The 15,551-nt window shown below is 35.5% G+C and carries 13 protein-coding genes; 4 read left to right on the forward strand and 9 right to left on the reverse strand.

The window, feature by feature from the left end:
* Nucleotides 1-64: 64 nt before the first annotated feature.
* From PMI13_RS05080 to PMI13_RS05090, 3 genes are all read right to left on the reverse strand, one after another.
* Entirely contained in the window at nucleotides 65-643 is a 579-nt protein-coding gene (locus PMI13_RS05080; protein WP_007841331.1) for an adenylate kinase, read from the reverse strand.
* A gap of 42 nt (nucleotides 644-685) precedes the next feature.
* The gene (locus PMI13_RS05085) at nucleotides 686-1,240 is read right to left on the reverse strand and encodes a phosphoribosyltransferase (RefSeq protein WP_007841333.1); all 555 of its coding nucleotides are present in this window, start codon (nucleotides 1,238-1,240) and stop codon (nucleotides 686-688) included.
* A gap of 180 nt (nucleotides 1,241-1,420) precedes the next feature.
* The gene (locus PMI13_RS05090) at nucleotides 1,421-1,957 is read right to left on the reverse strand and encodes an AAA family ATPase (protein WP_007841334.1); all 537 of its coding nucleotides are present in this window, start codon (nucleotides 1,955-1,957) and stop codon (nucleotides 1,421-1,423) included.
* Between the two features lie 258 nt (nucleotides 1,958-2,215).
* Here PMI13_RS05090 and PMI13_RS05095 point away from each other — a divergent pair, with 258 nt between their 5' ends.
* Entirely contained in the window at nucleotides 2,216-3,805 is a 1,590-nt protein-coding gene (locus tag PMI13_RS05095; RefSeq protein WP_007841335.1) for an ABC-F family ATP-binding cassette domain-containing protein, read from the forward strand.
* Nucleotides 3,806-4,214: 409 nt separating this feature from the next.
* Here the strand turns inward: PMI13_RS05095 and PMI13_RS05100 are convergent, their stop codons facing one another.
* The 3 genes from PMI13_RS05100 to PMI13_RS05110 form a co-directional block, all read right to left on the reverse strand.
* Nucleotides 4,215-4,793, reverse strand: coding sequence for a DUF6705 family protein (locus tag PMI13_RS05100; RefSeq protein ID WP_007841338.1), 579 nt, complete (start codon nucleotides 4,791-4,793; stop codon nucleotides 4,215-4,217).
* A gap of 17 nt (nucleotides 4,794-4,810) precedes the next feature.
* Complete coding sequence (locus PMI13_RS05105) at nucleotides 4,811-5,242, reverse strand: hypothetical protein (protein ID WP_007841341.1); 432 nt, start codon at nucleotides 5,240-5,242, stop codon at nucleotides 4,811-4,813.
* A 92-nt stretch (nucleotides 5,243-5,334) separates the two neighbouring features.
* A complete protein-coding gene (locus PMI13_RS05110; RefSeq protein WP_156104375.1) occupies nucleotides 5,335-6,372 on the reverse strand; it encodes a hypothetical protein in 1,038 nt (345 codons plus the stop codon).
* A gap of 929 nt (nucleotides 6,373-7,301) precedes the next feature.
* On the opposite strand from PMI13_RS05110, the gene PMI13_RS05115 reads away from it, so the two are divergent.
* Nucleotides 7,302-8,588: an adenylosuccinate synthase gene (locus PMI13_RS05115; protein ID WP_007841345.1), complete on the forward strand. Its 1,287-nt coding sequence runs from the start codon at nucleotides 7,302-7,304 to the stop codon at nucleotides 8,586-8,588.
* Nucleotides 8,589-8,803: 215 nt separating this feature from the next.
* On the opposite strand, the gene PMI13_RS05120 is transcribed toward PMI13_RS05115, so the two are convergent.
* The 3 genes from PMI13_RS05120 to PMI13_RS05130 all read right to left on the reverse strand — a co-directional run bounded on the left by PMI13_RS05120 (nucleotide 8,804) and on the right by PMI13_RS05130 (nucleotide 13,352).
* A complete protein-coding gene (locus PMI13_RS05120; RefSeq protein ID WP_007841346.1) occupies nucleotides 8,804-9,631 on the reverse strand; it encodes an N-acetylmuramidase domain-containing protein in 828 nt (275 codons plus the stop codon).
* Nucleotides 9,632-9,790: 159 nt separating this feature from the next.
* Complete coding sequence (locus PMI13_RS05125) at nucleotides 9,791-11,644, reverse strand: hypothetical protein (RefSeq protein ID WP_007841347.1); 1,854 nt, start codon at nucleotides 11,642-11,644, stop codon at nucleotides 9,791-9,793.
* Nucleotides 11,645-11,741: 97 nt separating this feature from the next.
* The gene (locus tag PMI13_RS05130; RefSeq protein WP_007841349.1) at nucleotides 11,742-13,352 is read right to left on the reverse strand and encodes a hypothetical protein; all 1,611 of its coding nucleotides are present in this window, start codon (nucleotides 13,350-13,352) and stop codon (nucleotides 11,742-11,744) included.
* 390 nt (nucleotides 13,353-13,742) lie between these two features.
* On the opposite strand from PMI13_RS05130, the gene PMI13_RS05135 reads away from it, so the two are divergent.
* Entirely contained in the window at nucleotides 13,743-14,573 is an 831-nt protein-coding gene (locus PMI13_RS05135) for an energy transducer TonB (protein WP_007841354.1), read from the forward strand.
* A 166-nt stretch (nucleotides 14,574-14,739) separates the two neighbouring features.
* Nucleotides 14,740-15,513: a ParA family protein gene (locus PMI13_RS05140; protein ID WP_007841357.1), complete on the forward strand. Its 774-nt coding sequence runs from the start codon at nucleotides 14,740-14,742 to the stop codon at nucleotides 15,511-15,513.
* Nucleotides 15,514-15,551: the final 38 nt, after the last annotated feature.

Below are 15,551 nucleotides of genomic sequence, written 5' to 3' on the forward strand. Positions count from 1 at the left end.
GAGTTATGAATTATGAGTTATGAATTTAAAAATGAACCTATGACCCATTACTCATAACTATTAATTATTTTATTTTTTCTACTTCAGCAAAAAGTTTTTCGGAAATTTCTGCGATCTCGCCAACTCCGTTTACTTCTACATATTTTCCCTGCTGCTTATATAATTCTGCAACTTCTGCAGTTTTTGCGTAGTATTCTTTAATTCTGTTTTCAATGATTTCTACATTGCTGTCATCAGTTCTGCCGCTGGTTTCACCTCTTTTCAGCAATCTTTCAACCAGAATTTTATCCTCTACAATTAGTGAAAGACAGATGTCGATCTCATCATTCAGCTCATCTTTAACGATTTTTTCCAGAGCTTCTGTCTGAATAGCCGTTCTCGGATAACCATCGAAAATAAATCCTGCTGCATCTGTCGGTTTTCTCAATTCGTCTACCAACATATCTATTGTTACCTGATCCGGAACCAACTCCCCTTTATCGATGTAAGATTTAGCCAGTTTCCCAAGCTCGGTATCGTTTTTCATATTGAATCTGAAAAGGTCACCTGTTGAGATTTGCTTTAAATTAAATTTTTCGATTAAATTCTGGGCTTGTGTTCCTTTTCCACTTCCTGGAGGGCCGAACAGAACAATGTTTATCATTTTTATTTATTAGATATTATTAAATTAAATTTCGTTTTGAAATTATTCGTTGATTTTACCTTCTTCCAACTGATATAAATTCGGAAGGTTTCTTCCCAATTCATCATAATCTAATCCATAACCAAGAACAAATTTGTTTGGAATTTCCTTTCCGATGTAATCAAGCTTGAAATCTTTTTTGTAAACTTCAGGCTTTAGAAGAAAAGAAGCCAGTTTTACAGACTTCGGACGCTGTGTTTCCTTGAAATATTTAAACAGGCTTTCAACCGTATTTCCCGTATCCACAATATCTTCTACAAGAATGATGTGACGGTCTTTTACGTCTTTTGTAAGTTCCATTTTCTGGTAAACAATTCCCGTAGATTCCGTTCCTGAATAAGAACTCATCTGAATGAAGGCAATCTCACAGTTTCCCGGATAATGTTTTAAAAGGTCTGAGAAGAACATGATCACTCCGTTCAAAACCCCAATGAAAACAGGAACTTCATCCTTGTAATCTTCATAAATTTTTAAAGCTGTTGCTTTTACGATCTCCTGAATTTCGGCGTCCTTTAAATAAGGAACAAAAGTTTTGTCGTGAACCTGAATGCTTTCCATAAATTTTTTTAGTAGTCTGCAAAGTTACGGATTTTTGATAAAAGGAAAAAGGTGAAAAATGAAAGAGTGAATTTACTGAACGTAAAGATTTAATGATTTTTGTCAAAGACTATTAAAGCATTTGATTTAATTTCAGATACAAGGTTTGATGAATAAAGAACAGGTAATACACACTGTTTCTTATTGTATTTTGTCTAAAATGATTTTAATTTTTTTGTCAATTTCATAATCACCGTTTATTTCTATGACCGGACAACTGATTTTTGATAACCAATCGCGGTGCGCATTAAGCGTTCTGTTGGCAATTCCAGTGTCTTCATCATAATCTCTGGCCCACTTGATAAATTTTTCAAACATCTCCTGTCTTTCCGGATTTAAAGTGATCTCGTCACCATATCTTTCAATTTCTCTCTTTTTTAATCTTTCCAAACGGATGTCCTGAGGAAGGTAAAGAAAAATAACCAGGTCAAATTCCGGGAAAATGTTTTCTCCCCAATGGATGACTGACCCTCCGAGAATCCAGCTGTTGGTAGTAGTAAGTTTTTGAGAAAGTGTTGTATTCCGGATTTCAGGTGCCTGTCTTTTTGTAAACGGCACTTTTGTCCTGAGCCAGAAGAAATCATCACTGTCAAAGTATTCAATATTCAGCTTTTCGGATAATGTTTTTCCTAAAGTGGTGACTCCCGAGCCTGAGGCTCCAAAAATATGAATCTTCATTGAAAAGCTTTTTTGATAATGGAGATTCAAATGTATTGAAATTAAGTGAAAATAATTAAGGCGAAAAAGATTTATAGAATTTTTAAATGATATGGTTTTTAATCCAAAATAAAGCGGCTTGAAATTCGAATTCTTTTCTTTTTATATCTTTGCAGTCACAAAAATTTAAAATACGAGCATGTAGGATATCATTTCTTTCAGATTTAATTGAACAATAGCCACCGGTTATTGAAGTTTAACCTTATTAAGAAAGAAATAATGCTTTTTTTACACAATATATCCTACAGGTTTCCCAACATAGACCTCCTTTTTAACGCTATCCATTTAACGCTACCCACTCATACAAAATCAGCTTTGGTCGGAAGCAACGGGATGGGGAAATCTACCTTGCTTAAACTTATCGCAGGCGAAATTCAGCCTTTGAATGGGAATGTCAGTATTCAGGGCGATTTGTATTACGTTCCGCAAATGTTTGGAAATTTCAACCATTTAACAGTTGCGGAATGTTTAAAAGCTGACAAGAAAATCAATGCACTTCAGAACATTACGAACGGGGAAGTTGACGAAGAATATTTTGAAATTTTAAATGACGACTGGAACATCGAAGAACGTTGTCAGAGCGCTTTAGAATACTGGAATCTTGAGATTTCAGATATGAATCAGCAGCTGGAAAGTTTAAGTGGTGGCCAGAAAACCAAAGTCTTCCTTGCCGGAATCCAGATTAATCAGCCGGATATTATCGTATTGGACGAACCTACCAATCATCTTGATCTGGAAGGAAGAAAACTGCTATACGATCTTATTGAAAAGACGAATTCAACGGTGATGATTGTCAGCCATGACAGAAATTTGCTGAACCTTGTTGACACCATATTTGAGCTGAGTAACCAGGGAATTTCAACTTACGGCGGGAATTATGATTTCTATGCTGAACAAAAGGAAATCGAGACTGAAGCTTTAAACAACGATATTCATGCTAAAGAACGTGCCTTGAAAAAAGCAAAAGAAAAAGAACGCGAAACGATTGAAAGAAAACAGAAACTCGATGCAAGAGGAAAAGGTAAGCAGGAGAAATCCGGTGTGGCGAGGATTATGATGAACACCCTCCGGAACAATGCTGAGAAAAACACTTCTAAACTGAAAGACATTCATGCTGAAAAGATCAGTAATATTTCGGGAGACCTGCGTAACCTGCGTTCATCATTGAAAAATTCGGATCAGATGAAAGTGAATTTTAATGATTCCAGTTTACATTCCGGGAAGATTCTGGTTTCGGCAGAAGAGATCAATTTTAAATATGGCGAAGACAATCTCTGGAAAGACAACCTCAATCTTGAAATCCGAAGTGGAGACAGAATTTCGGTCAAAGGCTCAAACGGTTCCGGGAAAACAACATTGGTCAGGCTGTTGCTGGGAGATTTGGAACCTTCGTCTGGAAGTATTGCAAAATCTGATTTTAATTTTATTTACATCGACCAGGAATATTCTCTGATTGATAAAAATTCAAAGGTCTATGATTTTGCCCAAAGGTTTAACGACAATGCCCTTCAGGAATCTGAAGTGAAAACTTTATTGTCGAGATTTTTATTCGGAAAAGAAACATGGGATAAAAAATGTGATGTGCTGAGTGGGGGAGAGCGTCTTCGGCTTCTTCTCTGTGGGCTTTCGATCAGTAATAAGGCTCCGGATATGATTATCCTTGATGAGCCGACTAATAATTTAGATCTTCAGAATGTGGAAATTCTCACAGATTCTATTAAAGATTATCATGGGACGCTGGTGGTGATTTCACATGATGAAGTTTTTTTGGAGGAAGTGGATGCTGAGAAGGAGATTGTTTTAGGTTAGTCATAAAGGCGTAGGTTTATTTTCTTTGTGCTTTTTTAAGACGCAAGAATTTTAATTTTGACAATAAAATTTGTTCTCTTTGTCATTCCGTAGGAATCTCGACGGTTTAATTGTAAAAAATTTGTTTAGATTCCTACGGTACTATATGGAGTGTTTTTAAATATTTAATTTACAATTAATTATATTTTTATTTAAAATTAAAGTGTCAATATTTGTGTCAACTAAGAGAAAAACCGTAAATCTATAATTCAAATATAAAACAAAAAGTAGGTAATAAATTGCCACTCTTGATTTCGGCTTTTTGGAATTGTTATTTGCAATATCTCAATTTCATAACTGAAAGATAAAAAAATAACCTTGACCAAAACGGTCAAGGCTACTATATAAATTTATATTAATGATATTTTATTTATTGTTTTGTAAATATTAAATTTTCTGTTTCTGGAAGATAGATTGTAGTATTTAATGTATCAGGACAAGTATCCGATGTTACAGCAGTAGTTTCTGCAAAATACCGCCAAGATATTTGTGTACTATTCAGGAGTTTTAAATAAATTCTCCCATGCCCTATACGACAATTTGTACCGTTATAACTTAATACAACCATACCCATTCTTGTACCATGGCTATGGATCAAATTCTTGTCTATCATAGTAGGGAAGCTCATATTTTGGGTACTTTGAAGAATAGTTCCAGAAGAGTTTTTTACAGTGTATCTTACAATAAGAACATCCTGATAATATTTGTAATTATATAGATCAAAGTATTTATGATCTTCTTTGGTAACATATAATGTAATTTGATTACCATCAAAATTTGCTGTATATGTTCCTACATAAGGAGTTAGTTCATTGTTTAAGTCCTTTAAATAAGAGTTTTGGGGAGTATCTTCTAAATCAGTATTTAAAGGAAGGGTTTGCGCCTTGCAGGATAAGATTGTAATAAAAACTATAGATAATGTTAAAAATTGTTTGAATATTGTTTTCATAATAATTATTTTTATGTTTATAAGCATGGATTTGCTGTTGTTGAACCATCAGCATTTAAAGTTATTATTTTTATTCCATCATCATCTACCCTTTGTAAAATTACATTATTTTCTAATCCCATTAGTTTTGCAGTGGCAAAGAAAAGTTTTTCCAGACCATCCCCATTAAGAGTAAAGCCATTATCATCTGAATTCAAAGGGTCTTTTAGTAATTTATTAGATATTTTGTCATATTCTTTTTCTAATTTTTCTATATCGTCATTCATATAACTATGGTCAATAGCATCCTGATAAGTTCCATTAAAACGGATAATATAATTTAAGTAATTGAATCCACTGCTTCCATTTTCTTCGGCAGCAATCATTCCATGAAAAGCATTCCCCGGTCCAGTGGTTGAATTTTGGGTGGCAAGTCTCAAAAGAATATCTATGTCATTGGGAGCAAGCATATGTATCCCTCGTAAAGTATGATTATGATAAGCACCATAAACACCGGATAAACTACCATAGTTTACCTTATGTTTTGCATTTTGCCCTGCATCTACACACTACCATCAGTCTTAACCTTAAATCCTATTTCCCCTCCACTTGGGTTTGTAGCAGGTAATTGAGCCTTTTCCTTTAATGCTCCAATTTTCGTTTGAACTTCAGGTCTTTCTAGTACTTTTGCAGTTTTTTCACAAGGATCATCTAAACCGGGAATAGTTCCACCACCTCCACAACTAGGGGCTAATCTATAAAAAACTGCACCTACATTTAAACCACAAGGATTTGTAGGCACATTAGGACCGGGTGTGGTACTTCCACCGCCACCAGATCCGCCGCCACTCCCACCGCTAGGCATTGGGGGATAAGGGTCATCCTCTGCGGTTACAGTAACCTCGTAAGAACAAACTGTTGTCCCACATTGAGTACAGCCATCTTCAGCATCACAGCTTCCCACACCATGATGGGTACAATGAACTACGATGAAACAGATTTCCATAATAATTATTTTCCCTTCCTGTTGAGCTGTAGCTAATGAATAGGGACTAAAATCCCTAACCCGTATTGTCGCATATTCATCATCGGATTTTTTACCAACAAATAAGTCTTTAGGGATTCCTACAAATTCCTCATTTCCAAATACTAAATTATCCATATGCATAAATGTAAGAAACAGCCGTTCACGGTTCTCAACGCTGATCTTTTGATCATAGACAATATTTTCAAGCAAAGCATTATCAAAATCTCTGACCCCGGTAACTTGATTCCGGTCATCTAATGTTGCAAAGAGAATGGAACTCATTGTTTCATTGTCATAGGTAAGAGGAATTATAAGCCCTGTAGCTGTTTCAGTATCTACAACCTGCATTTTGTCCCAGATTGGCATTCCCCTTTGGTCTGGCATTTGAGCAAGGAAATTGGTTTCGTTGTTGTAGGCTTCAAGAATGCTAATGTAATCTATTCCGGCTCTGGCAAGTGTACCAGTTGTTTTGGTGTGTTTAAAGAAATCGGCATTATTCCGACGTGAATTGGTTTTGTCTTTTGTAAAATCTTCATTTTGGCATGAGTATAAAATTGTACCCGCGGTTATCAATAGGGATAACCATAGAAAAAACCTGTTTTTCATTGATTTTTTAGTTTTTAAGTTGTTAAATATAAGTTATTATCATATTTAGGGGAAATCTTTTGTAAAATTTCTAAAATCTCCCTTAGACTAGTACTGTAAATGTAGTTATAGGGAGCGACAGAACATGTCGTATTTACTAAGAATCAAAAATAATTTTATCATTTTGTGATTGTAGATTCTTGGTTAATAACAATAGAAAAAGGCACGGAGCAAAACCAATCGGTTAAGAGGTACTGCGAAGAATCCAAAAGACCAGAAATGCCCTGCCCGTGCCCAGTATAGGACATGGGCATAAGCCTATCAATTAAATGGCCTTCTTAGAAAATTCGCGGTTTTCTTAACCCCAAAATAGATAACTTATGCTTTTTTTATTTTGTTAAAATGACTAAAATAAGATATTGTATACTTGTAGTACCTACGGAATGACAAAAATTATATTTATTTTGCCAAATATTTTTCATGAAATTTTTTAAGAAAAACTTTACGATCGAAATCTTTGATAAAACCAGGTTGCTCCCCTTTTTTTTATTGGTTAATTAATTCAAAGTGATCTTTTTTTAGTTTTGATTTCTTTTTATCCATTATTATAATTCTTTTAAAGAGGTAACAATATCATCGATTGTATGAATTGAAGTATTTAACGCCATTTTATCAGCCAAAGTAGGACTAAATTTAAGAACTTTATCTTTGGTAATTTTTAATTTCAAACTGTTTTTAGAATCAATCAAATATACAAATAACATAACTTAATTTGTTATTAAAATTATATACATAATAAGATTCTTTATTCTTTCAACCACGTGATTTCCACCCCATCCAAAAATAAAATTCCTCTCAAATTTGCGCACCCAATTTTTTAAAAGTAATTTTGCATGAATCTAAAATAAAAGTAAAATATGTCAACTTACGTAGTTGTAGGTCTTCAGTACGGAGATGAAGGTAAAGGAAAAATCACAGATGTTTTATCGGCAAAATCAGATTACGTTGTACGTTTTCAGGGCGGTGATAACGCAGGTCACACCGTATATGTGGGTGATGAGAAATTTGTTCTACACCTTCTTCCTTCAGGAGTTCTACAGTGCAAAGGGAAATGTATCATTGCGAACGGAGTAGTGGTAAACCCTAAATCTTTCATTAAGGAGGTTGGCCAGATTGAGAGCAAAGGCTTAAGAACTGACCACATTTTTATCAGCAGAAGAGCGCATGTGATCATGCCTTACCACATTCTTTTGGATACCTACCGTGAAGAAGATCACGGCGGAACTCAGATCGGAACTACCAAAAAAGGAATCGGACCTTGCTACGAAGATAAAATTGCAAGGGTGGGAATCAGAATGGTAGATCTTTTGAATCCGGAAATTTTAAGAGATAAAATTGAGAAAAACCTAAAAGTTAAAAATTCTCTTTTTGAAAAATATTATGGAAAACCGACTTTAGATGTTGAAGAAATTTATAACGAATTTTTAGAGATCGGAAAACAGCTTCAGGACAGAATCGTAGATACTGAGCTTGAACTGAACGAAGCCATCCATGAAGGAAAAAATGTATTGTTTGAAGGAGCACAGGCTTTAATGCTTGATATCGACTTCGGAACATATCCATACGTAACTTCATCTTCTCCGTCTACAGGAGGGGTTTGTTCAGGAGCAGGAGTTCCACCGACTTCACTTCAGAACCTGATCGGGGTTGCAAAAGCATACTGTACAAGAGTAGGAAACGGACCTTTCCCTTCCGAACTGGATAACGAATTAGGTGAAAAGATCAGACAGGTTGGACATGAATTCGGGGCTACAACAGGAAGACCGAGAAGAACAGGTTGGTTAGACCTTGTTTCTTTAAAGCATGCTTGTATGATTAATGGGATCAATAATCTTGTAATCACTAAACTTGACGTTCTTACAGGAATTGAAAACCTAAAGATCGTTACCCATTACAAAACCGAAGACGGAAAAATCATCGATTACTTCACTTCTTCAACAGAGAAATTATACAACTACGAGCCAATCTATCATGATTTACCGGGCTGGAACGAAGACCTTACCAAAGTAAGAAGCTATGACGAGCTTCCTGCCAATGCTCAGAAATACATCGAATTCATCGAGCAGTACTTGGGAATCAACGTCTATTTGGTATCTGTAGGCCCTGAAAGAAGCCAGAACATTATCAGAAAAGAATTATTCTAAGAAGTTAGATAATCAGATAAAATAAAAAGACCGTCAATTTTTTTGATGGTCTTTTTTTATAATGTTTAACTTTCATTTTGTCATTGCGAGGAGCGAAGTGACAAAGCAATCTCTTGTAAAATTGAAAGTCAGTTAAACAGAAATAAATAACGTCAAATATCTGCGCAAATCCAATGTAAAGGGGACTTTAATATCAATACATTGAAAATGAAAAATCAATTCATGGAATATTTTACATAAGCCTTTGCCAGCTTTTCGTCATATTTATTAAGCTTATAACCTCCGCCATTATAGCCTTTCGCAAAATTAGCCCAGTTTTTATTCCTCAAGTGAATCAAAAGTCCGTTTTTTTCCAGGAATTTCCCGAATGCTTTCAAATGTTCTCCTTCATTGATCTCCATTTTGGAAACAAAATCATTCACATCGGTATAATCCAGACTTTTAGCATGAAAGCCCATGATCTGGAAACTTCCCCAGGAAGCAGAAGACAATGCAGCATCTTTGAATGTTGGATTATTTCCCAGGCCGATAGCTTCATTTAACCGGTCATATTCTTTCACACCACCCTGATAATAAATCTTGGTCCATTTAGGGTATAAAATGTCCTTGCTTGAAGCGTTGTAGTATGTGTTCGGATCAATACCCCTTTTTCTGAGTTCGTTCCAGAAAATGTGTCCTTCAAACAGGATTTTAGGTTTGTTGTTGATCAGGAAGCCTTTTCCGCTGCTTTCAATTTCGTTGACGGCTTTTACGGCTGCCAGTTCCAATCTGTATTGATCTGCAAAAGTGATCAGATCACTTTCTTTTAAGAATTTATCGGTGGTATTCACAGGAGCTGAATTTTTCTGTAGCAGTACGGTCCATGTTTTTATTCCTACAATGCCGTCTACAACCAGAGAATTTTTTCTCTGAAAATCTTTTACAGCTGCATCAACTTCCAGATTGAATGAATCCGAAATTTTAATGTTGTAGCCTAATTTATAAAGTATCTCACAAAGTGTAAGAACTTCCGGTGCTTTGGTGTAGTATTTTAAAAGTTTCATGATAATTAGTTTTTAGTTATAAGTTAAGAGTTATGAATTATGAATTATGAATTATGAATTATGAATTATGAGTCGATAAGAGGAGTTTAAAATATTTTTTCATATTAATTTCTTACTTCTTAATCGTTAATACATCGTACTTTTTACATTGTACAAAAATTATTGATTCATGGGTATTTTAGGCATTCTCTCGCAGATCATCCCAATTAAAAAGAATGATTTGAATTTCACTTCCTCCCTTTGAAGTTTATATTCCAGAGTCAGAGGATTGCTATTGGTGATGCTGAAATTTTGATTTAAAACAGCATAATCATCAATTCTCAGTTCGATGTTGTATTCTCCGTTCGGAATGATCTGGTTGATTATTCCGATCTCATTGGTTTCGATCTCATAAATCCGGCTGTTGTTTGTTCCTTTGATGGAAATGGCACATTTGTAAATAGGATCATTATTGATTTTGTCAAAAACTTTGAACTGTACATTTGCCCCGGCAGACGGGGTGGGAGCAGGATATTTAATCGGAATAAAAATCCCCGGAAACTTTATAGGTCCGGTGACTACAGGAGTAACAGGCTTTACGGGTTGTACTGGTGGCTGTACAGGTTGAGGCGGAATAACTGGATTGTAGGGCCTTAAATTTCTTATGCTGTTTAAAATACTCATATTCATTTTGTTATTAAAAACAGGGGTTGCATTTACTTTTGCAGCCTCGGCTACCGGTTCTGCAGCCGGCTTGGCTATAAAATCGGGGGCAGGAATTTTTACAGCTTCAGCAGTAATTGTTTTCTTCGTTAAAGTGTTTAATTGGTCAGATTTTATAGTCTTAACATTGGTAATCGCCTTAAGGAATTTCTGGTTATTGCTTTTATTTACAAAAAGCTGCTGCTTCATAATTAATGGTCCGAAATAGATCAGCTGGTCAGGATTGTTAACCGTATCATTCGTAATCGACGGATCCAGAATTATTTTGAGGTTTTTGATCAGGATCATCGTTTTAGGAAATGCTGGAAGCTTAAAATCATTCGAAATTGTTTGTCCGTCAGAGATCTTTTTAGCCTCCTTCCATTCAAAAAGTTCAGACATCATAAAGTTTTTATTAAACCAGCTTCTCTTAAGATGTACAAAAGAATAATCGAGTTCCACAGCCTGTATAATGCTTTCGTCATAATCTATGGAAAGAATCTCTGAAGGCAGGTTTTCATTGGAGCTTTTGGCCTCCTGAAACAAGCTTTCGAGCTCGGATTTCTCAATTCTCATATTGTTCCATCCCGATTCATTTTCCATAAAATCATAAGGAATAAAATTAATATCATGAATAGATGCATTGCTGATCACATCCGTTTTTTCCGCAGCATCAAAAGTGTTTTTTGCATTTTGGGCCATGGCTAAATACAGGTCTGCATCAGATGCTTTGTTGATTTTTGCCAGCTCGCTGTCAATAAGGTCTTTGTTCCCCTTTACTTTCCATTCGGAGAAAGCTAGCTCCTTCAGATTGTTGAGGCTGACTAATTGATCATTCCAATTATTTTTCTCGTCATCCGTATCCAGACCGTCAAATATTTCAAGGTGGGTAGTAATTTTATTAACGGCTTCTTCATAGATTTTTCTGTATTTTTTATACGCTTTAAATTCCTTGGTATCACTGTTTTTAGCATCAAAAAGAATGGTACTTTTCATCGCTAAAACTTTATCTAAATTTTCTTCAAGGTTCTTTAAATTATTTTTTTCAAGGATATCCCTGTAAATATCAAACAGGGAATTGTTGGGATTCAGATCCCAGAAATCAGAAGAAATGGGAACGGAGTTCAGTTCATAAGCCATGTTTTGCTTTTTAATGATGGAAAGTGCTTTCTTCTGGTCATCATTAAGCTGGCTTTGGGGTTTTAACAGCTCCAGGTCTTCATTTTCATATATTCTGAGAGAAGGGCAAATCATCGGTAAATCATTTTCCATCGAGCTTTGGGACATATACTTATTCCTGAGCTTCTGGTAAACGGCAATAAAGTATTTCATGGCGGTAGTTATTGTTTTTATGAATAATGGTTAAAGTTTAAATAACCGGCAGAAAAGAGACTTCCGCCGGTTACTCTTATTGAGATTGAGAAGGATATTATGATTTTCCGTCAGTCCATTTCTTGATTTCAGGATTTGGATTCGGAGATTTCGGAACAACATGGCATTTGTAGCCGATAATGTAAACCCCGTCTGAAGTCAGTTTTTTACCGTTCCATTTCGAGTTGGACTGTACATCCTGGTTATCATAGCTGTAATTTCCTCCGAAAACGAAAGGCCCTATTCCTACTGCTGCTCCGGAAGTCACTGAATTTTTAACATCAGTATAAGCTGAGCTGTTGTTGGAGAAATCAAGAGAAACATCTTTTGCAATAATCAGTTCCGTAATGATCGAAGGCATTAATCCTTTACCGTTACCATCGCTGATCATATCTCCGTTTAATGTCTGAGGAGACTGCTCATGTAATTTCCAGTATTTGGATTCTACGAACTGCTGATTAAACCAGCCTCTTTCCACTCTTACTTTTCCTAATTTGAAAGAGATTTTCATATTCGTATAATCCGTATTGATTTTGGTTTTTTCGTGTTTTCCGCCACCTTTTGCACCGATAGAGAAAATTCCCATGCTGAATCCTCCGGCAGCACCCCAGTTATGAACAGATTTTGAATAATCATAATTAGATTCACCTTCAACAATAGTTACCGTTGGCCATCCTTTAGATTCTTTCAATGCATTGGCAGCAACCGGGATGGAAGGGGAGTAGTTGGTATAATCCAAAATTCTTGTCCTCTGGCTGTTTCTGAACTCAGATTCCATTCTTTTCTTAATGACAAGCATATTTTTCTGTTCAACTTCACTCAGGTAATTCTGGATTTTTTCTACCGCTTCTTTATAACCTAAAGACTGCCATGCCTTTAAAGCTGCATCCTCACGTTTTTTCATATTCTTCCCGTCAATGGAAAGTTTGGCCATAGCTTCAGCATCTCCGTTATCGGCTGCAGTTCTGATTTCGTTGTTGGCATCTACAATATCAAAATATTTCATCTGATACTCAATGTATTTTGAATAAGTTGGCGAAACGAAAGTGTGGAAAATTTCAGGCTTGTTCATGTCGTCAATCGGTGAATTCGGATCAAAATCGCCATTTTTTACTTTTTTGATTTTGAACAGCTTGTCTCTTAAAGTATTAAGCTTCTTTTCTACCTTTTCATCAAATTGAGTATCGACAACTACAGACCACTGTAAAAGATCCTCATATACTTTGGAAACTCTTTTCTGAGAATCATTCATAACGCTCATGATGGTCATTGATCTTCCGTTTCCGCTTTCTGTAAGCGGCGGTAATTGAGATGGGATCACATCTACCATTGCGGCAAACTGCTCCATTTGAAGATATTTTTTGAATTTACTGTTGGTTAATGCATTCTGATAGGCGTCCATATCGATTTTCGGATTTCCGTTGGCATCAAGAATAGGATTTCCTTTTCCGTCCAGCATTGGTTTTGGAGAAGGTGCATCTCCGAACAGCCCGTTTAAAGCATAATCAAAAGTATCTTCAGAAAGCGTAACTCCTACCGGGTCAAAAGCGATAAAGTCGTTTGGTCCCAGAGAATCAGGATTTCCTCCGTTGGTTACAGTGTCATAAACCTGCTTTAAAAGCATACTCATTAAAGAATTCGATTTTGCTTCTTGAGTTAATGTTGGCATAATTATAAGTTTTTAATATTTTTTTCCTGCTTACTCTTTCCGGTTTTCAGCATCCCCGTTTTTGTATGGTACAAATGTATTAAGGGGTATGAAAGAAAATCTCAGTATTTTTCCGATTTATAGATGTGGTTTTTACTGTTTTTCATTTTTTGTTAAATTTTTGTAATTAAAATGAAATTATTGTTGAATAATAAAAAGTGTAACTGCTTTATATGTAATGGATTATTATTTTCCGCATAGTTAATTTTGTAGATTGTTATAAAAATTTTTAAAATACTGTATTTTTAATAAAATTTTGGCAGATGTTTTGATATTGAATCAATAATTATCGATAATAACTCATAAAACTAATAATCGCTATATTATTAACAGTTTAAATTTTTACTAGTGATGAAACACCTGAACACAAACCAGGAATTTCGGTTTAACGAAGTTCTTTTTGAGCACCGGAACAAAGAATATGGCGCTTATGTTTTAAGAAACGAATCAGACAGAATACTTACCAAAGCTCTTTTTGTAGGCGTAAGTTTGTTGGCTGCAGTTTCAATTACCCCTTTTGTAATTTCTGCCTTCAAAACGGAAGTACCTACAGAAAAACCTCCGATTATCTTTGATCTTAAGGATACAGATATTCCTGATAGAGAAGTTGCTCCTCCGGTAATTGTTGTACCTCCAAAAGCTACCCCGGCTCAAAATGTTAAAACGGTAGATCATAGATTGCCGGAGCCTAAAGCTAAAGTTACTAATGAAAAGATTGTTGAAAAAATTGAAGGAGCCATTTCAGGAACCAAAAATATTTCAGAAGGAGAAATTGCAAAAACCAATTATAACCCAACAGCCTCTGAAGTAGGAAAAGGACCTGTAGTACCTTATATACCACCAACACTTCCTCCCGCAAAAAAAATTGAAGATAATACTCCAAGGGTAAAGGTGGATGTAGAAGCTTCTTTTGAAGGTGGAATCAACTCTTTCAGAGAAAAAGTAATGAATAAGTTTGATACTTCAGGATTTGAAGAAGGAACAATGAAAACAACAGTTACCTTTATTGTAGAAAAAGATGGAACAATTTCCGGAATTAAAGCTGATGGAGGAGATGCATCCTTCAATAGTGAGGCTCTTAGAACAATTAAGGCTATTAAAGGAAAATGGATTCCGGCTAAAGTTAATGGACAAAACGTAAGAAGTTATTTCAAATTTCCGATTTCTATGAAGTTTGAATAATCAATAGCAAAGAAATCTTGACACTTATCCACAAAGACCCCGTTTTTTGTGGATAATTTTTTTAAGCCTTAAAAACCTTATTAACAATATTTTAACTCAATTTTCGTTTTCTGCATTCATTCAGAGCAAAGAAAAAAGTGTATTTTTGATGCTTAAAGTTCTAATAATGGCAAAAATCATAGGTATCGCTAATCAGAAAGGAGGAGTTGGAAAAACGACAACAGCTGTAAATTTAGCCGCGGCATTAGGGGTATTGGAAAAGAAAATATTAATCATTGATGCTGATCCTCAGGCTAATGCAACATCCGGCTTAGGAGTTGACGATGTTCAGTATTCTACTTATAATCTCCTGGAGCACAGTGTTGATACAAAAAGCTGTATCAAGCAAACGGCTACTCCCAATTTGGATATTGTACCATCCCATATCGATCTGGTAGCAGCGGAAATCGAATTGGTAGACAAGGAAGACCGTGAGTACATGCTTAAAAAAGCATTACAGAGTGTAAGAGATGACTACGATTATATTATTATCGATTGTGCGCCGAGTTTAGGTCTGATTACTGTGAATGCGCTTACCGCTGCAGATTCTGTGATTATCCCGATTCAATGTGAGTATTTTGCATTGGAAGGACTGGGAAAACTTTTAAATACTATTAAAAACGTTCAGAAAATCCACAATAAAGATCTGGATATCGAAGGTTTGCTTCTTACCATGTACGACAGCAGATTGAGACTGTCGAACCAGGTGGTGGAAGAAGTGAATGCTCACTTCCCTGAAATGGTTTTTGAAACTATCATCAGCAGAAACGTAAGATTGAGCGAGGCCCCGAGTTTCGGTGAAAGTATCCTGAATTACGATGCTGAAAGTAAAGGAGCGATCCAGTATATCCAGCTGGCGGAAGAAGTTTTATTGAAAAACGAAAATTTAGTAAAGAATTAAAGTAAATAGTGAATGGTCTGATACATCAAGAAAATAGT

It is taken from the genome of Chryseobacterium populi, assembly GCF_000282115.1.
Taxonomy (GTDB): domain Bacteria; phylum Bacteroidota; class Bacteroidia; order Flavobacteriales; family Weeksellaceae; genus Chryseobacterium; species Chryseobacterium populi.